This is a genomic window from Rhizobium sp. WW_1 (genome assembly GCF_003610155.1).
Lineage (GTDB): Bacteria > Pseudomonadota > Alphaproteobacteria > Rhizobiales > Rhizobiaceae > Rhizobium > Rhizobium tropici_A.
On sequence record NZ_RAIN01000021.1, the window covers coordinates 1 to 23876 of the forward strand.

Here is a 23876-nt window from a genome sequence, read left to right on the forward strand (position 1 = left end):
GCGCCAGATGTACGGAAGAGCAAAACTCGATCTCCTGCAGGCGCGGTTGATCGGTGCGTCGTAGACCTGCACAGCAGCAAATGTGCGTCAGAGCCCGCATTTCCCCCGGGCGGTAGATCTGAACCGGCTGACCGCCATGGATTATCTTGTCGTGCGAACGAGTGTCCTCGACGGACCAGCGGACCTGCATCCCCCGACGCCGATCATGTCACCCGTCACGCAGGTCCGAAGAAAGTCTGTTCAATCTGCCGTGGCGCTGATGATGTCCCGAGGGCTAGTCGAGCAGGTTATCGATGAAAGCGGGATCCTGTTCCAGGCTGGAGACAATGCGGAGTTTTTTGTCACCGCGCTTCAAACGCCATATCTCCGACAATTGTACGAGCGCGCCGAATGGCTCGCAGGTTACTTCCAGAACTGCGATGATGAAGCTTTTGACGATCTGATGCGCAATCTTCTCACCAACTGGGTCTCTGAATTTCAAGACGAAGCATCCGGACCGACATAATGACATATTCAGGCTTCCAGATCCGTCACCTTTGCTTTCACGGCTCGGGAAAAGAACCGGCGGTCGTTTCGTTTCAGTCCGGCCTTAATGTCGTCTATGGGGCTTCCGACACAGGGAAGTCCTATATTGTCGAAGCGATAGATTTTATGCTCGGCGGCAAGGCCCCTCTTCCCGATATCCCGCAGGCGAACGGCTATGATCGCGTACTGCTCGCGATTGCTTTCGACGACGGATCGGAAACGACGTTGCTTCGAAGCATGGCCGGTGGACAGTTCCAGGCCTTCGAGGGTCTGCATACGTCGATCCCGGATGCTGAGGGGACTCCCCTTGGTGAAATTCACAACGAGCGCGATGAAACGAACCTCTCGTCGTTTCTTCTTTCCAAGATCGGCCTTTCAAACAAGCGGATCAAAAAGAATGCTAAGGATGAAACGCAGGCGCTGAGCTTCCGAAACATTGCGCGGCTGGCGATCGTCAACGAGGAGGAGATCATCCAGAAGCGTTCGCCCCTGTCCGATGGGAACTATACGGCGAATACGGCAAATACGTCCGTCTTCACGATGTTGTTGACCGGCGTTGATGACACAGCGCTCCTGTCACGCAAAAGCACGTCCGCCGAAGACCAGAAGCGACTGGCCCAAATCGATCTTCTCGATCAGCTGATCGCGGATGCTCAAAAACGTATCACGACAATATCCGGCTCACGCGACGAACTGTCTGATCAGGAGGAGCGGCTTACGAGAGCGATGGACAATCGCGCCGAACAGCTCGCCTTCACCGAGGAAAAATTCAAGGCGATCTCCTCCAGAAGGCGGGCCATCATCCAAAAGCTCGAGATTACCAACGATCGATACACGGAAATTGCCACTCTGCTTGACCGCTTCAATCTTCTACGGGAGCACTACATTTCGGACTATGAGCGCCTCTTAGGTATCCGCGAGGCGGGTAGCTTTTTTTCGGTTCTCCAACAGGAGGTCTGCCCCACATGCGGTGCTTCGCCCGACCATCACGATCCCAGTGCGGTCTGCCACGGCGATGTAGCGGTGACCGTCGCAGCAGCCGAGGCGGAGATGCAAAAAATCGAATCGCGGCAATCCGAGCTGACGACTACAATTGCCGCGTTGAACGCGGAGGCGCAATCAATTCGGAAATCGCTTCCCCATATGAGGAATTCACTGAGCGAACTCTCAATTGAGATCGAGACCGTTGTATCACCTGACCTTAGAAGACAACGCGCAACATACAAGGAGCTCGCGGACAAGGGCGCGAACGTACGCGAAGCGCTCGGTCTATTTAGCAATCTGAATGATCTCACAACTCGCAAGGCCAACCTGGAACGGCAGAACGAAGGGGGGACAGGCGATGCCACGTCCAACAATCGCCTGACAAATACCGTGGCGGCCCCGTTCGCGGAACGTGTTGAAAGCGTGCTCCGGCAATGGGGTTTCCCTGCGGTCGAGCATGTGCACTTCGACACAACCGCCAAAGATCTTGTGGTGTCCGGGAAAGCGAGAACGTCCTACGGAAAAGGGCTCAGGGCCATTACGCAGTCGGCGTTCACGATTTCTCTTATGCAATATTGCGCCGACAATGATCTGCCTCACCCCGGGATCGTTGTGCTTGACTCTCCTCTGCTATCTTACCGCGAGCCCGACGGTGCAGAGGATGATCTCAGCGACACTAATCTAAATGGGAACTTTTACAGATACCTTCTCGGCCTCGACAGGGACCGACAAGCCATCATCGTTGAGAACATGGATCCGCCGTCCGATGTCGAACTCGGCAATCGGGTCATTCATTTCTCCGGAATGGCTGACGAAGGCCGCTTCGGCCTTTTTCCTCTCTAGCCGGGCCGCCGCAGGCGCCGGCTCGCCATATGGTCATTGGTGGTACAGCTTATCCTCAAGATGATCATCACGATGCGATAGTTCGTAATGCGGCGAAATCAATCGTGTTCCCGCGCCTTAAGGGATCATAGGAGACCTTTGGCACGCAAGTCGGCCGCGAAGGAGATAAGCGGCATTACGAGAGTTAGCGGCTTGTCCTTCAAAGGTTCGGCACCATAGGAAGCGTACCAGTTGGCGGCTCGCTCGCTTTTGGCATCGATGATCAGTAGAAGTCCCCCGCCCTCACCTGCAAGTCGCAGGCAGCGGAGCGCTGCGGCGGCTAGGAGCCGGCCTCCCAGTCCCTGGCCGGCAACCGTGCGGTCGGTAGCCAGTCGAGCAAGCCTGAAGCCCGGCACATCATGGCGGGCAAGACCGCGTGTCATTGCATCAGGCACAGTCGCATGATCGACTGCCGAAGGCGCGATTGTATAGAACCCAAGAATACGGCCGGGCACTGCGTCGTCGATAGCACAGAAGGTCTTCGAGGCATTCTGTTCATGGCTTTGTCGGGCAAAGCGGAGCAGGAACTCGTTCATCTGGGCGTCGCCGCAATCGAAGACTGCCCGACCGTGAGACTTAGCGATCGGTTCCTCATGCCATGCAGGTAAAGTCATAGGCTGCCAGGCAAACCGGCAATCGCCGCGCGCAGCTTGGCGTTAGGTTTAGGCGGATTTTCCAGAAGCTCAAGAATGCGAAGATGATCGCGCTTCGACACTTTTATCGTCTCGGCTTCCTCGATCACAGCCTCTGCTTCTCGCAGGGCGGATTGCGTCACGAAATCCGTCAGATCGGTATTACGAAGCGCCGCAGCGCGCACAAGTTTAGCCTTGGCCGTGGCAGGCACCCTCAAACTCATACGCTCACTGTTCTCGTTTGCTATGCTGGGCACGTCAGCCTCCATCTTTTGACGGAATATAGGCTAAAGTCTTCTCGTTGTCAATCATGTGCGCCTTCAAGGCGTACAGGTCACTCGCGCGCATTTCTATATGTCCTTCGCTTGCCTCAGGGCGTGAAGAACATTGGGATCACTGGTCAGTTGTTCAGCGATTTGCAGACCATCGCGAACGCCTTCAGGAGAAACCGGGGTCCGATTTCGACAATTGATGCCCAGTACGGACGCAAAGTCTGCAGATAGTCCAAGCCTTGGATGCGACCAATTGATCGCTTCGCCAAGCGTAATCCAGTCCAAATCTAGTCGATCGAAAATCGCCAGATCGACGTAGAAATTTGCACCCGCAATCCCGCCTGCCTTTCCCGACGACTCGGCGACATAGGCCTTGGTGAAGGCAAAGTTCGCCTGGAGTTGTGGGATGATGTCAAAGGTAGGTCGCACTGATGCCGCTTCACGAACGGCCTGCTCCGAGTTGATCCGACCCTCCTCCAATCGGGCGAGTATGGATCGTAACTGGCTAGCCGAGGCATCCATGCCCGCCCGCCTCCCGCGCATGCGAAATCCGCAAGCCAACACCATGCGGGCGCCAGGATGTCCAGCGGCGGTTTCGAAGTCTTTGATTTCGCTGAACAGGCCCCAGGAGCGTACCAGGAAATCGTACGTTACCGAAGGCGATCTCAGCGAAAGATCGCGGTAGGCGACCGCTCCATCGTTCATGACCAGCGTCGGAAAATGGCGCGCACTGTGGCTTGCGACGATTTTATGAAAACCGCGGAGCCGCCGCAACGCCTCCTTTGATTTGGCGTGAAGCGGATTGAAATCCGCAGCTGCAATCATGCCACCATAACCCAGCAGATCAATCCAACATGCGATGGAGACTTGGAACGGATATGACGCACTTTTACCGACGAGCGGTTGCGCGATTGGTCCGGCTACCATGGATTCCATATCGACCTGTTTCCATGTCACTTTTGGCCGCTCTCCTTCAGGACTGATCGATCATCGTGTGCTGTTTCGATGGCCCGAACATGCAGGATTCTGTCATAGCCAGATACATTTTTTTCAGAGCGAGCGCCGTATCGGGGCTGATAAACATGGGACTTCGATATATTTCCTGAAGATACCCGCCGACTCGCTCCAGTTCGGTTCGGACCAGCGCACCGGGGAAGCTGTGGAGTACTGCGTGCCGCGTAGCCACCTTTACCTGCAGTCATGGACCTTTTCGACGGACACAACTAATGTTTTACCCCGTTGGCCTCAGAGGAACCAAACGTGCACGACAAGCGGTATCAGGTCTTCATCAGTTCGACATTTCAGGATCTCCGCGAAGAGCGCCGCGCGGTACAGGATGTAATCATAAGCATGGGGGACTTTCCTGTGCAAATGGAGTCCTTTCCAGCCGCCGACGAAGATCAGTTCGAGTTTATCAAGTCCCTGATCGACAAGTGTGACTACTACGTCCTTATCATCGCGGGACGTTACGGCAGCCCGGCCGAAGACGGCATCAGCTATACCCACAAAGAGTTTCGATATGCCGTGGAGAAAGGTGTCCCTGTTCTGGTGATGCTTCACGGAGAACCGGGAAAGATCCCGGCCGAGAAGCTCGAGCCAGCTGATGCGGGACGGCAATTTCTGAAAGATTTCATCAAGGAGGCTGAGCACAAGCGCCTGCGGAAGACTTGGACGACACTCGGCGATCTTAAGTTGGCTGTTCGTGAGGCCCTAGATCACGCGAAGGCGACCAAGCCGCGTGTAGGCTGGATTCGAGGAGACGCTGTCGCAAGTATCGACACGCTTGAGGAATTGAATGAGGTCCGCAAAGAAAATGAAAAATTCCGTGTTGCGCTGGGAAATCTCAGCGTAGAGATACCGCTTCCCAAGTTACCGAACGCCGATGAGCTAATTACTCTGACGCTACTTCCGTTGACCTCGAGCAATGACAAGAAGCGCGGGAGCTCCGCCAAAATCCAGGGGTCCTGGATATCCTTCTTTCCCTTATTCTTCTCCAATCTCGACGTCTCCACGAACGACTGGAATGGGGAGTATTATTTCAACATCGATCACGACGACTCATGCATAATGATCGCGTCGGCAATCGCGGGAGAGTTGGCGACAGTCGACACGACTGGCTGCTTCAAAATCTCGCGGAGCACACTTGAACGTTTGATCTCCTATTACACAGAGGCCGGACTGATGATCGCCAATGGTAACGAGGGAACCACTCCCTTCACGGAGACGGCACAGCGCCTGGCACGACGTCACCATGTCGTCGGAAGCGCATCGCCGTTCGCGATCATTGAGGGCGAAGTTACCGTCACGACGATCGGATCCACGGGCGGAAACTTTTCGAGAGATCTGGACGACGATATCCCGTTCTAGCGCCGATTCCTACGATCAACCTTGGGCGGACGGCATTCTGTATTCGCAGTGATGCGGCAGGACATAACAGAGAAATTAGGTCGTGGCCGGATCAGCTTCGACGTCGCAGCGAAAGTTGGCCAATATGTAATCAAGGTTTCGGAGGCTGGTCAGGATTTCCGCCTTCCCTCCCTTTCATAGAGGAAAGAGGACTGCCCGAGAAGCCTTGCGAAGCCTCGGTGAACGACCATCTCGGCTGAAATATTGGGATTGAACCCTGCGAGCCTGGGACGCGGATCCGCGGAGGACGCAGCTTTTTCAGCGCTCAGAGTATCCCCCACGCCCGAAACCTCCCCCGCCCGGTCATCTCGCGCAGGCCAAGCTCCGAGACGATCCGCCGCGCCGCCTGCGGCGTGACCTCGAGCGTTTTCGCCACCATCCCGGCTGAAACAAGCGGCTTTGCCATGACGAGCTCCACCAGTTCCGGCAATCTCGATGACGTCCGTCGCCCTTCCAGTTTCCGCTCGAACAATTTTCGCGCGAGCGTCAGCCGATCGTGCTCTTTCAGGCCAATCTCGGCGGCCGCCAAAAGACCGTGGGCAATGGCGAGCAGTCGGGTTTCCCGGTCGCGGTGGCGGCGCCGATTGACGGGAATGGTTTTGAGGCCGAGATTGATGGCGGCGAGATGCGCGCCGGTCGTGACGTCGGCCTGGCGAAGGATCGAGGCCGCAAACAGCCGGCCGAGCCATGGTGCGTGCTGAAGGACCGAAATCTCGTTCCAGGCATCGAGGGCGACGATCGCCTGCAGCACTGTTGGCATATCTTGAGCCTGCCGCAGCACGCCGCGCCATTCGTCGAGCCGGGCATCCTCGTCCCAGTCGAGATCATAGATCATCGGATCTTTGTCTTGGCCACCGGCGCGGCCGGGACGCGTCGCGTTTTCGATCGCCGCCTCCGATCGGGCGAGCACTGCATCGATGGCGGCAAGATCAACACCGGGAACATTTTCGACGTCTTCGACATCCTCCCCCTCCGGATACTTCACCGCGGCCGCCGGCGGAATGACGCCGGCCGCTTCCATCGCCTCGGCGCCGGTCGCAGTGATGTCCGACGTTTGTCGCAGAATTCTGATACCCTCTGGCGATAACGCCCAATCTGGCGACTGCGCAACAATGCGCCGGCGGGTGCGCAGCACGTCGCGGGCAATGGTGAGTTCGTGGGTTGGGGTGCGGATATCGCGGGTGGCATCGTGGAGGACGAGGTCTTCGAGATGGACGAGCTCGCCGTCGATCCACAGCGAGGCGCAGGCGTCGGCGAAATTCTGGCGTTCGAGGAAGCCGGCGCCGACCGGTGAACGGGCGATGCGCTCGTCGAGACGGGTAAGCGCGACACCGGCGTCGAAAGCCGGCGGCATCAGGGCTGTCATGCTGATTCTCGCGAGATCGTAAGCCATTGAAATCATGGTAAATGATTTGCTAAAGGAACTCTAGTACAATATTACTGTTCCTCACATGGTATGATTGTTAGGTGCGGCTCTAACCATCGATAAGTACCCCTTATCGATGGTAGATTGATTTCGCGGCGCAAATCAGATGTCGGTCGGCCTGAATGAGCGGAAACGCTTGGTTTTCCGGCCTTTCAGGCAGCTTTCGGCGAGGATCGGCGGAATAGCGGTGGATACAAGAGCCTCGGCGAGGGGCACTCTTCTCTCAGGCCAGCGCGGATTTCTCTGCAATCCCTCCCTCGGTCAGCGCTTCTTACCCCTCCCCTCCCCCGAACGCCCTAGTTTCCGGCATTTCCGCCAAGGATGGCCGCCAGGGTGCGTTTCACGCCGATTGCTGCCGGATGCCCGTTCGACATTGGATTTCGTGTCTGGCGGGGCTGCATTTGCCCGATAAAACACGCTTGCAACTGTTCATTTTCTCACGCATTCATTATCTGTACAGAGCACCGGAAAATTGGGCGAGAAACCATGGCAAAACGGCAAGCCGCCAAACCGTCGCCGGCCACCAGACGTCTTATCGGTTATGCACGCGTCTCCACCGACGATCAGGTCCATGACGCACAGATGGACGAGTTGCGCGCGGCCGGCTGCGAGCGGATATTTCAGGAGCACGGATCCGGCGCATCACGGGCCCGGCCGGTTCTGACCAGACTGCTCGGCGAGCTCGCCGCTGGCGACGTGCTCGTCGTCGTCCGGCTGGATCGCCTCGCTCGTTCGGTCAGTCATCTCTTGCAAGTGATCGAGGATCTTGAAGAGCGCGGCGTCCATTTCCGATCGATCCGCGATCCGATCGACACGTCCACACCGCAGGGCATGTTCTCCCTCCAGGTTCTCGGCGCCGTCGCACAGCTTGAACGGGCGCTGATCGCCGAACGGACCAAGGCAGGTATCAAGGCCGCGAAAGCACGTGGCAAGTTGCCGGGCAACCCCGGACTGCGAGAGCGGCGGCCAGAGGCAATCAAGGCGGTGTCGAAGGCACGAGAAAAACTCTATCTCGACGAGCTGATCTCGTCCGCGCAGACCTGGCTGCCGATGGTGCGACAGCTCCGCCCGCAACATAGCTGGGACAACGTTGTACGGGTTCTCAATCGCCGCGGCCATGACTGGACGGTGGAACGCCTGCGCCGCGCGGTTCATCGGATGGTTCGCGAAAAGCTCGCGGACCCCGAATTGTTGGCCCGCTCTCCCCGTCGGCCGGTCGACGATCACCAGATGAAGCTCGTTGCGGCAATCGCTATCGCGGATCCGAGCTTGTCACTGCGCGACATTGCCGGACAGTTGGATCAGATGGGAGAGCGTCCGGTTCGCGGCGGCCGGAAATGGCAGCCCTCGTCAGTAAAAGCGCTCATGGACGAGGCATTTCGCTTCGGGCTTCTTCGGGACTGACGGATCCTTGATGGTGCTACGTCACCGCGTTGGGCTCCGCAACGCCGCACGAACGCGTCATTGTAGGCGCAGCATCACCCTGCAGTCCTGGATGCCACGCTCCGGTAGAAGATGTAACCTGCGACGACAAAGATGAGCACCGCAAACAGTCGGTTGAGTATGTTCTTGTAGGCGCTCAGACGCGTTGCCAGTGTCAAGCCGAGGAGGCCGCCTGCGATGCCGCCACCGATGAACTCTGCGGCAAGCCACCAGTCCACCAGTCCGGACGCGGCATAGTTCAGCGCGGTTGCCAATCCGAAGGCGCCGACGGATAGGAGCGAAGTGCCGATCGCGTTGATCATCGGCATGCCGGTCGCCAGCATCAGAGCCGGCACGATCAGGAAGCCTCCGCCGATCCCGAAGAAGCCTGACGCCGCTCCGGCGGCCAGCGCTACGGCGGCTGTGATAAAGCACATCCTAAGGTCGACCGGCCGGTTTTCGGCCGACGTCGGCTTCCTGGGCTTGAGCATCAGGACGCCGACGACGACCATCAGAATTCCAAACAGGAAGATCAGCCGGTCTCCGTCCATCGCCTTACCGAGGCTTGAGCCCGCCAGCGCGCCAAGGACGCCGAGCGCCGAAAAAACCGCGGCGCAGCGCCACCACACGTGCCCCTTCATGGCGTGGCTCGCGAAGTTGGCGAAGGCGTTGACGGAGACTGCAAGCGCGCCGGTTCCGATGGCCACGTGCGGCTGCGCGACGCCGACGACGTAAAGAAGGAGCGGGGTCGCCAGGATCGAGCCGCCGCCACCGAGAAGGCCGAGCATGAAGCCGACGATCCCGCCGGAACCGACGGCCAGTAGAATGGAGTCACTCATGTCCTTCTGCTCCAAACCCGGTCGTAGAATGTCATGCCGATTAGCATGGCGACCACGAACAGCAGCGTCTGTGGAATACCGACCGACATAGAGGCGACGGCCGGGCCGGGACAGAAGCCGCCGATCCCCCAGCCGAGACCGAACAGGGCCGAGCCGATGACCAGCGGCACGTCAATCTTCCGGTTCGTGGGCACGTGGAAGGTGTCGTCGAAGACGGGACGGCGCAATCGCTTCATCACTTTTACTCCGATGAAGGCCACGGCGACGGCGCCGCCTAGGACGAAGGCAAGGCTTGGATCCCAGTTTCCGAAGACGTCGAGGAAGCCCTGGACGCGAACCGGATTGAGCATGCCCGAAAGCGACAGTCCGAAACCAAAGACGATGCCAGAGGCGAGGGCGGCGCCGAACTGAAAGATGTTTCTGTTCATAATCCGATACCTCGTAGAACGGTGACTGCGATAATCCCGGTCGATAGGAAGGTGGCGACAGCAACCATCGATCGCGGAGAAAGGCGGGCAAGCCCCAGCACGCCGTGGCCGCTAGTGCAGCCGGATCCCATGCGCGAGCCAAAGCCGACCAGCAGTCCGGCGACGATTATCAGCGGCCAGCCCGCTGTAATCTCGACGGTCGGCCATCCACCGGCGAGCAGCAGGTAGACGAGCGGCCCGAGCACGAGGCCAAGCACGAACGCAAGATTGGTGATCAGGCCGATACCTTGGGCAAGGCGGCCGACGATGCCGCTGATGCCGGCGATCCGGCCGTTCAGAAGCAGGAGCATGACCGCGGAGGCGCCGATCAGCATGCCGCCGCTCAGCGACTGGAGATAGATGGTCATGTCGCTTCCTTTACACAGAAGATGTCATAGAGGGCGGAGACCAGTTGCGCGGCCTTCTCCTCGGTCAGTCGGTAGTAGATCTGCTTTCCGTCCCGCCGGGTGTCGACAATGCCGGAGTTTCGCAGCACGGTCAGATGCTGCGAAAGATGCGGCTGATGGATGTCGAGCTTTTCCTCAAGCACGCCGACCGAGAACTCGCCCTCGACCAGCGTGCACACGATCAACAGCCGGGCCTGGTGAGACAACGTCTTCAGGAGATCGGCAACCTCGCCGGCCCGGCCGGCCATCTGGGCGGGAGAGAGCTGCACCTTCATCACGTTCTCTGAGTTGGTGCTCATTCCCATGCGGCTCCCTGCAATGCGTCGAGCGGAAACTTGAGGTAGCGCATGCCATTCGCTTCCGGTTCAGGCAGACGACCGCCCTGGATGTTCACCTGCAGGGCATGCAGGATAAGCTTCGGCATGGGCAGCGTCTTGTCGCGCTTCGTCCGGAGCGCCACGAACTGCTCTTCGGTCACGCCGGCAAGATGCGGGTTGGACTTCTTCTGCTCGGCCACCGTACTCTCCCAGCGCGGAGCGCGACCTTCCGGCTGGTAGTCGTGTCCGGTGAAGATGCGGGTCTCGTCCGGAAGAGCAAGGATGTCCTGGATCGACTTCCAAAGGATGCGGGCGTCGCCACCGGGGAAGTCGGCGCGCGCCGTGCCGCTGTCAGGCATGAACAGGGTGTCGTGGACGAAAGCTGCGTCTCCGACCACATAGGTGATCGAAGCGAGCGTATGGCCTGGCGAGAACATCACCTTGGCGTCGATGGTTCCGATCTTGAACATCTCTCCATGCGCGAACAGCCGATCCCATTGCGCGCCGTCGGTGGCGAGCTCGGGCCAGTTGTAGATGCCCTTCCAGAGCTTCTGAACATCGACAACACGTTCGCCTATTGCGGTTCTGGCACCGGTCTTCTCCTTGAGATACTGGGCTGCGGAGAAATGATCGGCGTGAGGATGGGTGTCGAGGATCCACTCGACCGTCAGGTCATTCTCCTTGACGTAGTCGAGGATCGCGTCGGCATTGATGGTGCCAGTGGCTCCCGCCTTCTCATCGAAATCGAGAACGGGATCGATGATGGCGCAGCTGCCGGTTGCGGGATCGGACACCACATACTGGACGCTCCAGGTGCGCTTGTCGAAGAAGCCCTTCACATGCGGTCGGCTTGCCGCGTTCTGCTTGAGCCAAGCCGCAGCGGAACTGACGTCAAAGCCGTGGGCACGTCCGAATGCAGCGACCTCTTCGGCAGCCATCCGCCCGTCCAGAACCTCACCGATCAAGTACAGGCTGAGAGATCTCGTGCCCGACTTGCAGTGCGCGAAAACCGGTCCTTCGGAGGCATCAAGCGCCTTCTGGAACGCGCGCACGTCCGCTTCGGTGACAGTGCCGAGCGTGACCGGAACGAAGGAGTAGGAGAGGCCGCAATGTTCGGCTGCTTGGCGTTCGGCCTCCGATCCCGGCTGTGTCGCGTCCTCAGCGTCCGGGCGGTTGTTGATGAGCATAGCAAATCCCCTGTCCCTCAGGGACCTGATGTCGTCGACGCTCGGCTGCGGCGAGACCGACAGCTTCTCAGAAATCTTAATGATAGACATGGCTGGCTCCGAAGTCAGATGAAACATTATACATTCTAATATAACGTATATTGTGAATGTTTCAAGCGCGCCCTGTGATCCCGCCGTTGCAGCGGGCTCAGGACCAAAAAAGGCCCCTCGCCTCCCCGCGTCCATCGTCGCGATCAACAATACGGCGTGGCGTAGCTAGCCGCCATGACTGGATGAAGGAACGCCTGCGCTATGCGGTGCATCGGATGGTCCGCGAGAAGCGGGCCGACCCCAAGCTTTTGGCGCGCTCGCTCCGTCGCGCCCCGTAAGATCACCTGATTAAGCTCGTTGCGGCGATTGCCATTGCTGATCCCGGCCCGCCGCTGCGCGATATTGCCGCCCAGCTTGATCAGATGGGAGAGCGGCCGGCGCGCGGTGGGCGCAAATGGCAGCCTTCCTCTGTTCGCCACCTGCTGGACGAAGCACATCGATTTGGCCTCATTCGTCATTGAGGGCGCGGAGCATCAGCCTGCCGATTGCCCGGTTTCTTGCGCGCCCCGCTTTGGACGGCAGAGATTTCCAGCCTTCGCTTTCAACAATGCCGCGAGCGAGCTGCCGGTATTCGGTTTCCGCACGGAGATTTAGGACAGACGCGGCCAGCCTTTGAGGAGGCGCCTGATGATACGCTCGGACCGGCCCGCGCTCGAATTGGCGGAAGGCTTCACGGAGAGAGGCAGAGAGTAGAGGATCCGTGGCGGTCTCCTCAAAGAGGAGGTCGGCTATGGCCGTAATGGTCACGGCCCGCCATGCTGGTGGAAGGCTGGCGAGCGCCGCCGCCCCTGCTGTAACTGACGGTCGCTGGCCATATGGCAGCGGTAAGCCCAGCGCGGTGATAAAGGGCATCCCTTCCGGCTGAGGCGACCAGAGGAATCGGCTTGCCGTCTCGATACGCTCAAACCGCGGTCCGCCCTTGCCGATGGCCTCGCCGATAAGCGAGGCGACCTGCAGCAAGTCTGTTTGATCGCGGCGCTGGAACCTCCTCGCCGAGATAACAGCATCGCATTCACGGCAAAACAGTCTGGCGAGGCCGGCAGGCGTAGACCGAAACTGAAACAGCCCGCTGCGGAAACATCCGCCGCAGTTGATCTCGAGCCCAGTCTTGTGCCGGGGGCAGACCACGGCCTCGACACATGCCCAGGACCGTCGGCAATAGTGGTCCCTCCCCTCCTCGGCATCCTCGTCAAGGCATGTCGGACAAACGCCTCGGTGCGCGGGTTCGCTGACAAATGACGCCCTGCTGCGCCGGGTATTCTGCAGAGACAGTCGCTCTACATCTGCTTGCTTCAGGCGACAGGCTAACGCCCATAAACGGGCCGCCGATGGTTCGGTCGGGATGTCATCGCTGAGGAGATGCGGCTTGGAGACGTCCCAAGCACCACGTATCCAGTTCTCGATCTGCCGGGGCGAGCTGGAGTAATGGCTCGCTACACGCCAACGCCAACAGCTGAGAAGTTCATCCTCATAGGGCCGTGGGGCGATCGCCAGCAGCCGCACCGGTCTCACGGGATTGCACGGCGCTGCAGGCGCGTTTCACTGCGCCGCGCCATCGCGACCAAAGGTAGGACAAGGTTGTCGGCGTCGAAGCTCTCCAAGATAATCCTCTCGTTCCCATTCCGGACCGCTTCGACCGCAACAGTCTCGATGAGGCGAAAAATTCGCACCGTAACGCCGTCGGTCATATCGAGCACCTTGCGGCGCACTGCTGCGGTCCCGAGCTGTGATGGCTCACGCAGAGGCAGTATGCTCCCGAGACTTGCGAGCAATTGGGCAAGCTGCTGCGTATTGGACCAGCGCTTCAGGTGAAGGGCTTCAAACCTTTCGGCAAGCTGCGGATCCGTCAACAGCGCCTGTCGGGCAAGATCGGTCCCGGCGCAGATCAACGGGACTTTCAGATCATTCGCCAGAAAGCGAATGACGTTGAGGAAGACTCGTTGCTGCCGATATGTCCCCGTCAACATGGCATGGATCTCATCGATGATCAGCATCCGTACACCCATCCTCCGCATCAGGGTTCGGCACGTAGTCTTCAGTCGGTAAGTTGCGTCTCCACTTGGGCCCGGTGCACTCAGTGCATTGAGGAGCTCACCGTAGACATCGCGTTCGACGGGTTCGGCTGGCATCTGCATTGCCACGACCGGCATGTTCGTCACCCCGGTTCCACGATCGAAGACGGGCTGATGATTGCGAAGAAACTTTCTGATGATTTTTGTCTTTCCCATGCCGGTATCGCCGTAGAGAAGCAGACAGGGCATTCGGTCCCGCGGCGGATAGGAGAGCAGATCCTCAAGCCGCGTCAGCGCAGCTTTTGCATCGGCTGTCTCCAACCAGCGATCGGCACGGATCCAGGCGACCCGTTCTTCGATCCCCATCTCGGCATACTGGCGATAGGCTGGTAGGATATGGGGGTCCTCCGTCACGACCATTCCTCCACCGACAACGGTGCCAGATCGGAGAAATTGTCCTCGTCGGCATCATCTATTGTCTCCACATGCTGCCGGTCGGTCGCCGCCAGCGCTCGCGACCGTCTCTCGGCTCCCCGGCGGATGCTCCGTGTTTGGCGGCCTGCCACCTCGACAATTTGTCGCTGGGCTTCGATGGTCTCGAAGATTAGATGCTCATCGACCGATTGCAGACCACGAGCCCTCAAAGCGGCGACGGCCTGCCGGTGCTCGCCGAGCGTGATCCGCGGCCGGCTGAGGTCTGCAAACCGAACCGGCCAGCTTTCGCCGTTTGGCCCGTCGACGAACACGCAGGAAATGTCGCGAGGATCGTAACGGACCCGCATCTTGTCCGGAACACCGGTCAACGGGCTCAGGACATCATCCCAATATCTGAGGCCGAACAGGTGCAGTCCGTCGCGACGTATGATGCGTTCCTCGAACGGCAGGAAATCCAGAACGAAACGGTGTTCGTCATAGGGAAGCCGCAGAGGCTCCCGACGCGAGAGGACGGCATCTTCCCAGGCCAACCGAGGCGGAATTTTTAGCGCCCGGTGGATATCAGCGTGATGGCGGCCGATGATCTCAAGGGTGAGCCACCGCTCCAGCTCGTCAAAAGTCATGACTGCATGCTTTTGGGGATTGTAATCGCCACAAGAGCCAATATCGCTCGACGTTGAACCGGGCAGAAAGTGAACGGCGCCCATCATGGTGCCGATAAGCCGCTCGATGTGACCGCCGTAATGTGGGCGAGCAACTGGTCGATGGATGAGATTGATGCCGTGCTCGGCCGCTCCCCACGCCAGCGCTTTTCCCCGAAACTCCCGAGCATTATCGAGATGGATGGCGGTGGGCAGACCGTGGACGGGCCAGTCGCCAGCCGCGTTTCGCTCCGCGAGCCACGATGTCTTCGGCAAAACCATGTGCCGGATGGCCAAGGCGACCGACGTTGACGATGGATGTTCAAGGCTCAGGTAGAAGCCGGCCACCATGCGGCTGGCGACATCGATCGCCAACGTCAGCCAGGGACGCTGCAATGGTTGGCGGTTTACAGCGTCGACAACGAAGAGATCGACCAAGGTATGATCGATCTGAACGACCTCCATCGCGGCTCCGGCTGAGTACTCATCGGTAACGGGTTTGTATTGCTGACGGGCGACGCTGGCCCCCTCTCGGGCCTTGGCCAGCTTCTTCTGGTCGGAGCGATCGATGCGAACCTTCACGGCTTTCCAGGAAGGTGCAGGTATGTCTCGCTGACGGCAAATGACGCGGACATGATCATGAACGGCGGTGATCGTCGGCCGCTCACGACGGCAATAGGTTTCCTGGATGGCGCAGGTGACGGCATCTTCCTGTTCCGATGACAAGAGCCGCCTCCCCTTCTCTGGCCCGGGCGTTTCATCCAGCAATGAGGAGGTGACCGGTTTTCGCCGGAATTGGGCGAGCAGCTGATAGAACCTTGTTGGCTTGAGGCCCAACTCCCTGCACGCGGCAAGTCTGTCCGGAGCGGTCAACTTCTTTTCGAAAGCGATGGGCCGGATGACGGCTTCGCGATTAACCGCCTTTTGCCAAGCGGCCTCTCTGACAAGCATCCTGTCGGGTGTCTGCGCCATTGGAACCTCCTAGCCGAGCTATCAGCTCGGCCACGATCAATCGCTGCACCTAGCAGAATGCCCCGCAACGATGACAGTCAGAAGACACATCGAGTTTGCCATGCACCACTTCTGCGATGAGAAACGGCAGATCACGGCATGGCACTGGCCAGCCACCACGCAGCACGTGATTTTTGCGCCTCATCGAGAGATTGGCGACGTGGCTGCTGTGCCAATGTGCGGATTGGGCGGCTCATCACCAAGTACATGGCCGTACAGCAAACAGACAGGAAACCGCCGCTATCCATCGGTCGTCGCCCGACCGGGTGTAACCAAAGGATCGAAACATGCTGAAACTCATCGCCACAGTCGCAGTCATCGCAGCAACGCCGGCACTGGCCTTCGCTAGCCCGAGCTGCACCAAGGAACCCAAGTCCAAGTGGATGACCGAAGACGCCATGAAGGCCAAGATCGACGCGCTCGGCTACAAGGTCAAGACGTTCGAGGTCACGGGCAACTGCTACGAAATCTACGGCAAGGACAAGGATGGCAAGCGCGCCGAGGTCTATTTCAACCCTGTCTCCGGCGACATTGTCCAGAAGGGTGATTGATCGATGACCGCCATCCGTTCAAGACCGGGGGGCGGCTCGCCCTCCAACAGTGGCCAGCAGGACATAAAGGTCTGGGACCCGGTGGTCAGGATTTTTCACTGGACCATCGTGACTGCCTGCATGCTCAACCTCTTCATCCTTGAAGAAGGAAAATACTGGCATCGCATGACGGGCTATGTTGTCGCGGCCGCCATTGCCGTGCGGATGATCTGGGGCTTCGTCGGCACCCGACATGCAAGGTTCTCCGACTTCTTCCCGACCCCCCGCAGGTTGAAAAATCAGCTTCGGGCTATCGTCAGCAGAAACGAGAAGCGCTATCTCGGCCACAATCCCTTGGCCTCGGTCATGATGCTCCTCCTGATGGCGCTTCTGGCGACGACCGCTCTGACTGGATGGATGACGACGCTCGATGCTTTCTGGGGAGAGAAGTGGCTTGAGCAATTGCACGGCACGATTGCCAACAGCATTATGGTGCTCGCCTTCATCCACGCCGGCGCAGCCATCGTGGAGAGCTGGAGGCATCGGGAAAACCTGGTGTGGTCTATGGTAACAGGTCGAAAGAAGGCATGAGAATTCTGCTGATCGAGGATAGCGCCCGGCTTCGCGAACTCGTTTGCGAGCTCGTGCGCAAGGAGGGTTGGAAGATCGACGCCTTCGGAACCGCCGAAGAAGGACGCTTCGCTCTTCGGGAGAATGGGTATGACCTTCTTCTCCTCGATCTCGGCCTGCCTGACGAAGATGGCATTCCCGTCCTTAAATCCTTGAGGTCTGCCGGCATACAAACGCCGGTCCTCGTGCTGACGGCCAGGGCTGCGATCGACGAGCGAATATCCGGTCTCGATGCGGGCGCGGACGATTACCTGACGAAACCGTTTCACAATGGGGAGCTCACCGCCCGCATACGGGCCCTGATCCGTCGATCGCCCAGCACCGCGATGCCCGTCCTGGAATTCGCCGCGCTGACGCTCGATGTCGCGTCGCGACAAGTCTTCTGCGCGGGCAACGAGATCGCGCTCACTCCGTCGGAGAAAGGACTGCTCGAACTCCTGATGCGTAATGGCGGGAAGGTCGTTTCCAAGTCCAAGATAGAGCACGCCTTCTCCGAGTTCGGCGACGAGAGGAGCAGCAACGCCGTCGAGCTGGCGGCATCCCGTCTGCGCAAGAAACTCGAAAGCCACCCGACGCGCGCGTCGATCGAAACGATACGGGGCGTTGGCTACCTGATGCGCGAGGTTCGGGATTGAGCCGCCTGCGTCCGACACTTGGAGCCATTCTGGCACGTCGCATCGCCTTCTTCGCGGTGCTGGCCATGCTCCTGCAACTCGCCAACGTCTTTGCGGACTACTACTGGAATGTCGGCGAGCTCTCACGGCTTTTCGTGGAACAAGAGACCGAGCGCCTCGCATCCGGAATCACGATCGACAACGGCTTGGTCAACTACAGTTTGCCTGACAGCGTGAAGGATCGCTATCGAAACGAGAGCACGGGCTATGTCGCCCGGATACGCGACGCTGACGGAACGCTGGTCTTCGAATCCTGTGACAGGGCATGTCAGGATCATTTCCTCCCGCGCGACGTTAACCCGCCGGACTTCTGGCTGCGATCGATCAAACCGGGCAAACCGCTTTCGCTCGTCGGTGGACGGGCGTTCATGATTGGCGAACGGCGCTTCCTGGTCGACATCGCGACGATCGACGATACCGCCGACGTCATGTCCGATGTCCTCTGGAACGAAGTGCTGGAGCACATGATCGTGCCGATGAGCATTCTGCTGCTATTGGTGTTCGGCGGAACCTTGTTTGCAATACGACAGGCCCTGCGGCCGGTGCGCGCGGCCGCCGACGCCGCCGACCGCATCGATCCCCTGGATTCGCGGTCGCATCTGGACCCCTCGGATATGCCGCGAGAGATTGCCCATCTCGCCACTGCGGTCAATCAGGCGTTCGAACGCGTGGGCGAACTGATGACCTCACAGAAGGTGCTGACGTCGGGGATTGCCCACGAAATCCGGACGCCGCTCGCTGCGCTGAAGCTCGAACTCGGCCAGATCGATCATCCACGCGCGAGGAAAGCGGAGGCTGACCTCGATGATCTCGTGCGTTTCGTCGCGCAGATCACGGCACTCGCACGACTGGACAGCGTCGACCACGGCATGTTCGAGGATATCGACCTGGTCGCGTTGTCATCGTCCGTGGTCGAACAGCTGGCTCCGTGGGTGTACGATAACGAACACACGCTGGAACTCTTACCAGATGTCACAAGCAGTCATGTGAGGGGAGCGCCATCTCTCTTGAGAGATGCTCTGCGCAATCTGATCGAGAATGCGGTTCGGCACACCCCGGATCACTCGGTGATCTCCTTGAAGGTCGGTGAAAGAAGCATCACGATCGAGGATCGTTATCCACCGTCAACGACGCGGGCTCCCGGTATAACGCGCTCGCACGACGGGCTTGGCATAGGGCTGAGGATTGTTGGCCGCATCGCCGAACTTCATGGAGCTTCTCTGATCAGGTCGGAAGCGTCTTCGGGCCAAACCTTCGAGATCAGATTTTCGTAGCGGCACACGACAGTATGTCAAAATTAGAATGCTTCTAAAATAACGCGAACATTCGCGGTTCTCCCTCGTCGCAAGGAAGGCTGGTAGCAATGACCCACAGTGAACGACATTCGATAGATCGCATTGGCTGGTTGCGCGCCGCCGTCTTGGGCGCAAACGACGGGATCATCTCCACCGCCAGCCTTATGGTCGGGATCGCCTCCGCTTCGCCGACAGCAAATGAGGTTATCGTCGCCGGATTCGCCGGGCTTGCAGCCGGCGCGATGGCCATGGCAGCTGGTGAATATGTCTCCGTCAGCTCACAGTCGGATACCGAGGCCGCAGACCTCGCGCGCGAGAAACGTGAACTCGAAGACGCCCCCGAACTCGAACTTCAGGAGCTGGCAAGCATCTACCAAGCCCGTGGTGTGTCGCCGGAATTGTCGCTTGAGGTGGCGCGGCAGTTGACCGCCCATGACGCGCTGGGCGCACATGCCCGCGATGAACTCGGTATCACCGACACATCCACCGCCCGTCCGGTACAAGCTGCGTTGACGTCAGCCGCAACATTCGCGACCGGCGCGGCCATTCCACTGCTCACCGCCATTCTGGCACCTGGCGGTTCAATACATCTGGCCATTCCGGCAGTGTCGCTTGTCGCCTTGGCTCTACTTGGTGCTCTCAGCGCACGCGCCGGGGGTGCCAACGTTCCGAAGCCGGCATTCCGAGTGGCTTTCTGGGGAGCGCTTGCGATGGTGACCACGGGCATCGTCGGCGCGCTGATCGGCAAGGCAATCTAAAAAACAACGTGATCGCCATACGCATCTTCAGCAAGGATGTCTGTTCAGACAATAGGCGTCCTTGTGTGGCGTCTTACGCCGTATGGTTAACGGTTGAATGATGAACATGTCCACACATCGCGCATTCCGGCGAATCCGGAAGATTCCAATGATCCTGGCAGGGAATAAGCTGTAACATTCCAACGGAATTGATTCTGCTCAATCAAGCGGATCGACACTCGGTGTGCCCGATCAGGAGCCAAAATGCCGCCATCGCAGAAATCCGCCGTCCAACGCCGATCGGAAGAACTCGACAACATTGCCGCCGTCCTGCCGCTAGAACGGCGCGACGAGCTCGCGGAGTTGTTGACCGACCAGGATGTCGAGACGCTGCGCCATCTCGTCAACCAAGGCATGGGCGACAACACACTCAGAGCGCTGACCTCCGATCTCGCTTACCTCGAGGCCTGGGGACTGGCGGCCACCGGAAAATCACTGCCCTGGCCGGCGCCCGAGGCGCTGCTGCTCAAATTCGTCGCGCAACATTTGTGGGATCCGGAAAAGCGGGCAGTCGATCTCGATCATGGCATGCCGCCCGACGTCGCCGACAATCTGCGCCGGCAGGGTTTCTTGAAATCGACCGGCCCGCATGCGCCGGCAACCGTGCGCCGTCGCCTGGCCAACTGGTCGACACTGACGAAATGGCGCGGCCTCGAAGGCGCCTTCGCCTCCCCTGCCCTCAAATCCGCCATTCGCCTTGCCGTGCGCGCGGTCCCGCGGACCCGAAAGCGGAAGAGCGCCAAGGCCGTCACAGGCGACGTTCTGGCAAAGCTGCTGGCGACGTGCTCAACGGACAGCCTGCGTGATGTCCGCGACCGAGCAATTCTCATGGTCGCCTTTGCCTCCGGCGGCCGCCGACGCAGTGAAGTTGCCGCTTTACGCGTCGAGCAGTTGACAGTCGAGCCGCCTGTCGAGGCGCCCGAGGGCCCTCCCCTCCCCTCACTCGCCATCCATCTCGGCCGAACCAAAAACACGACGGGCGAGCAGGATGACGTCGTCTACCTCACAGGTCGGCCTGTCGAGGCGTTGAAGGCCTGGCTGGCGGCGGCGAAGATCGACAAGGGCAGCGTCTTCAGGGGAATCGGGCGCTGGGGTACTGTTTCGCGACGGGCGATCGATCCGCAGTCGGTCAATGCGATCATCAAGCAGCGGGTGGAACTGGCTGGATTAGAGCGTGGGGAGTTTTCCGCACACGGATTGCGGTCTGGATATTTGACCGAAGCCGCCAATCGGGGCATTTCTCTTCCGGAGGCGATGGAGCAATCTCGTCATCGTTCGGTGCAGCAGGCGTCGAGTTATTACAACAGCGCTACCCGACGGACCGGGCGCGCGGCCCGATTGTTCTCGTAGTCATTTGTTTTGTCGGTATTGCTATCCGCGGCGCCTTTGAAGTCGAATAAGGTTGTGGGCTGGACACGCCACCGCACTGAGTCGCTCGGTTCTCCACCCGAAAGCAAGCTCCGACGCAGGAAAACGAGGCATGCGCCTGTATTCTCAACTGCTTTTTGCGAGGACTTTCGGATGTGCGCCTAAATACGTCAAACGCTTGTTTCGCTTGGAATTTGCGGGTGAAGAGAGCCGATTTTCCTTTAAGACCAGCAGGTTCGTTAAGAATTCGTTTACCATAAATAGCTTGCCCGCACGCCAGAATCGGGGCTTATTGCAACAGCGGTGTAAATCGGTTTTGGCCGCCCCAAAGCGCTGTTGTGAAATATCGGGCTGAAAAATGAAGCGAACGGCTGAGAAAAAATTGGCGGCACAGGAGACGTTGGTCGAACTCATCGAACGGCACTCCTCTGCGCTTGCAGCGCAGCTTCAAGCTCATCACCTGAGCACTTTCCCACCGGTTGCCGAGAAAGGGATTCGGCATTTCCAGCCATCAGAAGCTGCCAAGCTCGTGGGTGTCAAGGAGGTCTACCTTCGTCAGGTATCGAACGATATCGAAGATCTTGAGGTGAGCACGACGGCGGGCGGCCGCCGTTCGTATTCGGTCGAAGACATCGACAAGATCCGCAGGCATCTCGATCGTGTCGGCCGCGCTGACAGGCGGTATCTTCCGCACCGACGCGATGGCGAAGCGCTACAAGTTATATCAGTCATGAACTTCAAGGGTGGCTCCGGCAAAACCACAACGGCGGCGCACCTGGCGCAGTATCTGGGATTGCGGGGGTACCGGGTTCTTGCTCTCGATCTGGATCCGCAGGCGAGCCTGTCGGCGCTCTTCGGCAACCAGCCCGAACTGGATGTCGGTTCCAACGAAACCATGTACGGCGCGATCCGATATGATGACGAGCGCCGGCCCGTCCAGGAGATCATCCGTTCGACATACATTCCCGATCTCCACCTGATCCCGGGAAATCTGGAGCTTATGGAATTTGAGCACGATACCCCGCGCGCGCTGATGAAGCGCCAAGTAGGCGATGTGATGTTCTTCGACCGGGTTCGCCAGGTTTTGGACGAGGTTGAAAGCAACTACGATGTGGTTGTCATCGACTGCCCGCCGCAGCTTGGCTATCTCACGCTGTCCGCCCTCACCGCGGCGACGTCGGTGATAGTGACGGTTCATCCCCAGATGCTGGACGTTATGTCGATGAACCAGTTCCTGGCGATGGTGGCTGAGCTCCTTCGGGAGGTGGCCACAGCGGGGGGAAACGTCGACTTTTCGTGGATGCGCTACCTGATTACGCGCTTTGAGCCTGCCGATGGGCCGCAGAACCAGATGGTGGGCTATTTGCGGTCGATCTTTGGTTCCCACGTCTTAAATTTCCCAATGCTCAAGACGACGGCCGTTTCTGATGCCGGACTGACCAACCAGACCCTTTACGAGGTCGAGAGAGGTCAGTTTACGCGCAGCACATACGACCGTGCCCTCGAGGCGATGAACAACGTCAATGAGGAAATCGAAACCCTGATCAAGAAATCCTGGGGGAGAGCCGCATGAGCCGGAAGAACCTTCTAAACCTCGTACAGGTCGATGCTGCGCGTCCGGCAAAGACACAGGGCCGCCCGCTGCTTTCAACGTCTGTGCAGTCTGACGAATCCTCGGCGGACAACAAGCTTGTCAAGCAGGTCGGGTCCACGATCCGTGAGGAGAAGGCCCGTCAGGCCCGTGCAGATGAGATCGAGCGGCGACTTGCAGAGGGCCAGACTGTGATCGAGATCGACCCCGGCGAGGTCGAGCCTTCCTTTGTGCAAGACCGCATGCCCGGCGATATCGACGGGCTGATTAGTTCGATTAAGGAGCAAGGCCAGCAGGTGCCTATTCTTGTCCGCCCGCACCCGGACCAGGCCGGCCGCTATCAAGTGGCGTTTGGTCACCGTCGGCTTCGCGCCGTTCAGGCGCTTAAACGCCCGGTCAAGGCAATCGTTCGCGATTTGACGGATGAGCAACTCGTTGTGGCGCAGGGACAGGAGAACAACGAGCGCGAGGATCTCACTTATATCGAGAAAGCCCTCTTTGCCGACAATTTGCAGCAGCGCTTTTCCAGGGACGTCATCATGTCGGCCCTGTCTGTCTATAAGAGCGATCTATCTTACATGCTGTCTGTCGTGGTCAGGATCCCCCGGGATCTAATCAATGCAATCGGTGCCGCCCCGGGTGTGGGGCGCCGAAGCTGGGTTGAGCTCGCAGACCTGCTTGCCAAGGACGGATCGCTCGATTCGGCCAAGCTGTTTCTCGAATCGGCGGAAACTAAGGCCCTCCCCTCTGAGGCACGCTTCAAGGCTGTTGTCGCGCACTTGAAACCGCGGCCAGCTCGAGCGGCTGTTGACGTGTGGACCGCCGACGACGGAAAGCGCCTTGCGAGAGTGCTGAACACGGACGGGAAACTGGAAATCGCCATCGACAGGAAAGAAGCGCCTGAGTTTGCCGCGCTCGTCCTGGAGAAGCTTGAAAAACTGTATCGCGAGCACCGCTCAGCGAAATAGCACGCTGGATCAACAAGCCACGGAGTCAAAACCGCAAAAGAAAAGAGCCCCCTCAACGTCGCCGTCGT

At 59.2% G+C, this 23876-nt stretch carries 25 protein-coding genes and 1 pseudogene; 13 read left to right on the forward strand and 13 right to left on the reverse strand.

The genetic code is table 11. From position 1 onward, the window contains the following. The first annotated feature begins 82 nt into the window (after positions 1 to 82). Entirely contained in the window at positions 83 to 505 is a 423-nt protein-coding gene (locus BJ928_RS33310; protein ID WP_052227965.1) for an ABC-three component system middle component 2, read from the forward strand. Beyond that, on the forward strand, positions 505 to 2352 hold the full coding sequence (locus tag BJ928_RS33315; RefSeq protein WP_047636071.1) for an AAA family ATPase: 1848 nt from the start codon (positions 505 to 507) through the stop codon (positions 2350 to 2352). Before BJ928_RS33310 ends, BJ928_RS33315 begins: the two co-directional genes overlap by 1 nt. A 125-nt stretch (positions 2353 to 2477) precedes the next feature. Here BJ928_RS33315 and BJ928_RS33320 read toward each other — a convergent pair whose 3' ends face one another. The 3 genes from BJ928_RS33320 to BJ928_RS33330 all read right to left on the reverse strand — a co-directional run bounded on the left by BJ928_RS33320 (position 2478) and on the right by BJ928_RS33330 (position 4231). After that, on the reverse strand, positions 2478 to 3005 hold the full coding sequence (locus tag BJ928_RS33320; protein WP_047636070.1) for a hypothetical protein: 528 nt from the start codon (positions 3003 to 3005) through the stop codon (positions 2478 to 2480). Further along, positions 3002 to 3280 (reverse strand): DUF1778 domain-containing protein, encoded by a 279-nt coding sequence (locus BJ928_RS33325; protein ID WP_015633362.1) that lies wholly within the window; start codon positions 3278 to 3280, stop codon positions 3002 to 3004. Before BJ928_RS33325 ends, BJ928_RS33320 begins: the two co-directional genes overlap by 4 nt. Before the next feature lie 93 nt (positions 3281 to 3373). After that, positions 3374 to 4231: a hypothetical protein gene (locus tag BJ928_RS33330; RefSeq protein WP_245432695.1), complete on the reverse strand. Its 858-nt coding sequence runs from the start codon at positions 4229 to 4231 to the stop codon at positions 3374 to 3376. A gap of 324 nt (positions 4232 to 4555) precedes the next feature. Between BJ928_RS33330 and BJ928_RS33335 the strand changes: the two genes are divergently transcribed. Beyond that, on the forward strand, positions 4556 to 5662 hold the full coding sequence (locus tag BJ928_RS33335; protein ID WP_052227964.1) for a DUF4062 domain-containing protein: 1107 nt from the start codon (positions 4556 to 4558) through the stop codon (positions 5660 to 5662). Between the two features lie 304 nt (positions 5663 to 5966). On the opposite strand, the gene BJ928_RS33340 is transcribed toward BJ928_RS33335, so the two are convergent. Further along, entirely contained in the window at positions 5967 to 7103 is a 1137-nt protein-coding gene (locus BJ928_RS33340) for an RHE_PE00001 family protein (protein WP_052227963.1), read from the reverse strand. 510 nt (positions 7104 to 7613) lie between these two features. Between BJ928_RS33340 and BJ928_RS33345 the strand changes: the two genes are divergently transcribed. After that, positions 7614 to 8531: a recombinase family protein gene (locus BJ928_RS33345; RefSeq protein ID WP_047636069.1), complete on the forward strand. Its 918-nt coding sequence runs from the start codon at positions 7614 to 7616 to the stop codon at positions 8529 to 8531. A 74-nt stretch (positions 8532 to 8605) separates the two neighbouring features. Here the strand turns inward: BJ928_RS33345 and BJ928_RS33350 are convergent, their stop codons facing one another. From BJ928_RS33350 to blh, 5 genes are read right to left on the reverse strand one after another with little or no spacing between them, the layout of a single operon-like run. Next, positions 8606 to 9388, reverse strand: coding sequence for a sulfite exporter TauE/SafE family protein (locus BJ928_RS33350; RefSeq protein ID WP_183079491.1), 783 nt, complete (start codon positions 9386 to 9388; stop codon positions 8606 to 8608). Further along, entirely contained in the window at positions 9385 to 9816 is a 432-nt protein-coding gene (locus BJ928_RS33355; protein ID WP_047636067.1) for a YeeE/YedE family protein, read from the reverse strand. The genes BJ928_RS33350 and BJ928_RS33355 overlap by 4 nt, the downstream gene beginning before the upstream one ends. Continuing rightward, complete coding sequence (locus BJ928_RS33360; protein ID WP_047636066.1) at positions 9813 to 10223, reverse strand: YeeE/YedE family protein; 411 nt, start codon at positions 10221 to 10223, stop codon at positions 9813 to 9815. The genes BJ928_RS33355 and BJ928_RS33360 overlap by 4 nt, the downstream gene beginning before the upstream one ends. Continuing rightward, positions 10220 to 10567 carry a sulfite-sensing transcriptional repressor BigR gene (gene bigR, locus BJ928_RS33365; RefSeq protein ID WP_112636353.1) on the reverse strand — a complete coding sequence of 116 codons (348 nt, stop codon included), beginning with the start codon at positions 10565 to 10567 and terminating at the stop codon, positions 10220 to 10222. The genes BJ928_RS33360 and bigR overlap by 4 nt, the downstream gene beginning before the upstream one ends. Next, positions 10558 to 11856: a bifunctional sulfur transferase/dioxygenase Blh gene (gene blh / locus BJ928_RS33370; RefSeq protein WP_047636078.1), complete on the reverse strand. Its 1299-nt coding sequence runs from the start codon at positions 11854 to 11856 to the stop codon at positions 10558 to 10560. The genes bigR and blh overlap by 10 nt, the downstream gene beginning before the upstream one ends. A 173-nt stretch (positions 11857 to 12029) precedes the next feature. On the opposite strand from blh, the pseudogene BJ928_RS39530 reads away from it, so the two are divergent. Beyond that, positions 12030 to 12317: pseudogene (locus BJ928_RS39530) on the forward strand (recombinase family protein); the annotation flags it as partial. Here the strand turns inward: BJ928_RS39530 and BJ928_RS39535 are convergent. The 3 genes from BJ928_RS39535 to BJ928_RS33390 all read right to left on the reverse strand — a co-directional run bounded on the left by BJ928_RS39535 (position 12304) and on the right by BJ928_RS33390 (position 15670). Beyond that, positions 12304 to 12816 (reverse strand): hypothetical protein, encoded by a 513-nt coding sequence (locus tag BJ928_RS39535; protein WP_236774530.1) that lies wholly within the window; start codon positions 12814 to 12816, stop codon positions 12304 to 12306. The pseudogene BJ928_RS39530 and the gene BJ928_RS39535 sit on opposite strands and share 14 nt — an antisense overlap. Positions 12817 to 13364: 548 nt before the next feature. Continuing rightward, positions 13365 to 14282 (reverse strand): TniB family NTP-binding protein, encoded by a 918-nt coding sequence (locus BJ928_RS33385; RefSeq protein ID WP_244509911.1) that lies wholly within the window; start codon positions 14280 to 14282, stop codon positions 13365 to 13367. Then, on the reverse strand, positions 14279 to 15670 hold the full coding sequence (locus BJ928_RS33390; protein ID WP_245432697.1) for a transposase family protein: 1392 nt from the start codon (positions 15668 to 15670) through the stop codon (positions 14279 to 14281). The genes BJ928_RS33385 and BJ928_RS33390 overlap by 4 nt, the downstream gene beginning before the upstream one ends. Before the next feature lie 572 nt (positions 15671 to 16242). Between BJ928_RS33390 and BJ928_RS33395 the strand changes: the two genes are divergently transcribed. From BJ928_RS33395 to BJ928_RS33420, 6 genes are all read left to right on the forward strand, one after another. Further along, entirely contained in the window at positions 16243 to 16506 is a 264-nt protein-coding gene (locus BJ928_RS33395) for a PepSY domain-containing protein (RefSeq protein ID WP_047636060.1), read from the forward strand. Positions 16507 to 16509: 3 nt separating this feature from the next. After that, a complete protein-coding gene (locus BJ928_RS33400; RefSeq protein WP_047636059.1) occupies positions 16510 to 17076 on the forward strand; it encodes a cytochrome b/b6 domain-containing protein in 567 nt (188 codons plus the stop codon). After that, entirely contained in the window at positions 17073 to 17750 is a 678-nt protein-coding gene (locus BJ928_RS33405; RefSeq protein WP_047636058.1) for a response regulator transcription factor, read from the forward strand. The genes BJ928_RS33400 and BJ928_RS33405 overlap by 4 nt, the downstream gene beginning before the upstream one ends. Beyond that, positions 17747 to 19063 carry an ATP-binding protein gene (locus BJ928_RS33410; protein WP_047636057.1) on the forward strand — a complete coding sequence of 439 codons (1317 nt, stop codon included), beginning with the start codon at positions 17747 to 17749 and terminating at the stop codon, positions 19061 to 19063. The genes BJ928_RS33405 and BJ928_RS33410 overlap by 4 nt, the downstream gene beginning before the upstream one ends. A gap of 89 nt (positions 19064 to 19152) precedes the next feature. Beyond that, positions 19153 to 19842 carry a VIT family protein gene (locus BJ928_RS33415; RefSeq protein ID WP_047636056.1) on the forward strand — a complete coding sequence of 230 codons (690 nt, stop codon included), beginning with the start codon at positions 19153 to 19155 and terminating at the stop codon, positions 19840 to 19842. Positions 19843 to 20085: 243 nt separating this feature from the next. Further along, positions 20086 to 21231, forward strand: coding sequence for a tyrosine-type recombinase/integrase (locus BJ928_RS33420; RefSeq protein WP_047636055.1), 1146 nt, complete (start codon positions 20086 to 20088; stop codon positions 21229 to 21231). Between the two features lie 144 nt (positions 21232 to 21375). Here BJ928_RS33420 and BJ928_RS39005 read toward each other — a convergent pair whose 3' ends face one another. After that, entirely contained in the window at positions 21376 to 21663 is a 288-nt protein-coding gene (locus BJ928_RS39005; RefSeq protein ID WP_168600371.1) for a hypothetical protein, read from the reverse strand. Here BJ928_RS39005 and repA point away from each other — a divergent pair. Together repA and repB are read left to right on the forward strand one after the other, a co-directional pair. Further along, positions 21608 to 22822: a plasmid partitioning protein RepA gene (gene repA / locus BJ928_RS33425; protein ID WP_047636054.1), complete on the forward strand. Its 1215-nt coding sequence runs from the start codon at positions 21608 to 21610 to the stop codon at positions 22820 to 22822. The genes BJ928_RS39005 and repA overlap by 56 nt on opposite strands. Then, on the forward strand, positions 22819 to 23808 hold the full coding sequence (repB, locus tag BJ928_RS33430) for a plasmid partitioning protein RepB (RefSeq protein WP_047636053.1): 990 nt from the start codon (positions 22819 to 22821) through the stop codon (positions 23806 to 23808). Before repA ends, repB begins: the two co-directional genes overlap by 4 nt. Positions 23809 to 23876 lie beyond the last annotated feature (68 nt).

What these genes read in the sequence shown, in the direction of transcription:
- BJ928_RS33315 (WP_047636071.1), top strand. Translation starts at nt 505, where the DNA reads ATGACATATTCAGGCTTCCAGATCCGTCACCTTTGCTTTCACGGCTCG.
- BJ928_RS33320 (WP_047636070.1), bottom strand. Translation starts at nt 3,005, where the DNA reads ATGACTTTACCTGCATGGCATGAGGAACCGATCGCTAAGTCTCACGGT.
- BJ928_RS33330 (WP_245432695.1), bottom strand. Translation starts at nt 4,231, where the DNA reads ATGGAATCCATGGTAGCCGGACCAATCGCGCAACCGCTCGTCGGTAAA.
- BJ928_RS33340 (WP_052227963.1), bottom strand. Translation starts at nt 7,103, where the DNA reads ATGATTTCAATGGCTTACGATCTCGCGAGAATCAGCATGACAGCCCTG.
- BJ928_RS33345 (WP_047636069.1), top strand. Translation starts at nt 7,614, where the DNA reads ATGGCAAAACGGCAAGCCGCCAAACCGTCGCCGGCCACCAGACGTCTT.
- BJ928_RS33350 (WP_183079491.1), bottom strand. Translation starts at nt 9,388, where the DNA reads ATGAGTGACTCCATTCTACTGGCCGTCGGTTCCGGCGGGATCGTCGGC.
- BJ928_RS33355 (WP_047636067.1), bottom strand. Translation starts at nt 9,816, where the DNA reads ATGAACAGAAACATCTTTCAGTTCGGCGCCGCCCTCGCCTCTGGCATC.
- BJ928_RS33360 (WP_047636066.1), bottom strand. Translation starts at nt 10,223, where the DNA reads ATGACCATCTATCTCCAGTCGCTGAGCGGCGGCATGCTGATCGGCGCC.
- bigR (WP_112636353.1), bottom strand. Translation starts at nt 10,567, where the DNA reads ATGGGAATGAGCACCAACTCAGAGAACGTGATGAAGGTGCAGCTCTCT.
- blh (WP_047636078.1), bottom strand. Translation starts at nt 11,856, where the DNA reads ATGTCTATCATTAAGATTTCTGAGAAGCTGTCGGTCTCGCCGCAGCCG.
- BJ928_RS33395 (WP_047636060.1), top strand. Translation starts at nt 16,243, where the DNA reads ATGCTGAAACTCATCGCCACAGTCGCAGTCATCGCAGCAACGCCGGCA.
- BJ928_RS33400 (WP_047636059.1), top strand. Translation starts at nt 16,510, where the DNA reads ATGACCGCCATCCGTTCAAGACCGGGGGGCGGCTCGCCCTCCAACAGT.
- BJ928_RS33405 (WP_047636058.1), top strand. Translation starts at nt 17,073, where the DNA reads ATGAGAATTCTGCTGATCGAGGATAGCGCCCGGCTTCGCGAACTCGTT.
- BJ928_RS33415 (WP_047636056.1), top strand. Translation starts at nt 19,153, where the DNA reads ATGACCCACAGTGAACGACATTCGATAGATCGCATTGGCTGGTTGCGC.
- BJ928_RS33420 (WP_047636055.1), top strand. Translation starts at nt 20,086, where the DNA reads ATGCCGCCATCGCAGAAATCCGCCGTCCAACGCCGATCGGAAGAACTC.
- repA (WP_047636054.1), top strand. Translation starts at nt 21,608, where the DNA reads ATGAAGCGAACGGCTGAGAAAAAATTGGCGGCACAGGAGACGTTGGTC.
- BJ928_RS39005 (WP_168600371.1), bottom strand. Translation starts at nt 21,663, where the DNA reads ATGAGTTCGACCAACGTCTCCTGTGCCGCCAATTTTTTCTCAGCCGTT.
- repB (WP_047636053.1), top strand. Translation starts at nt 22,819, where the DNA reads ATGAGCCGGAAGAACCTTCTAAACCTCGTACAGGTCGATGCTGCGCGT.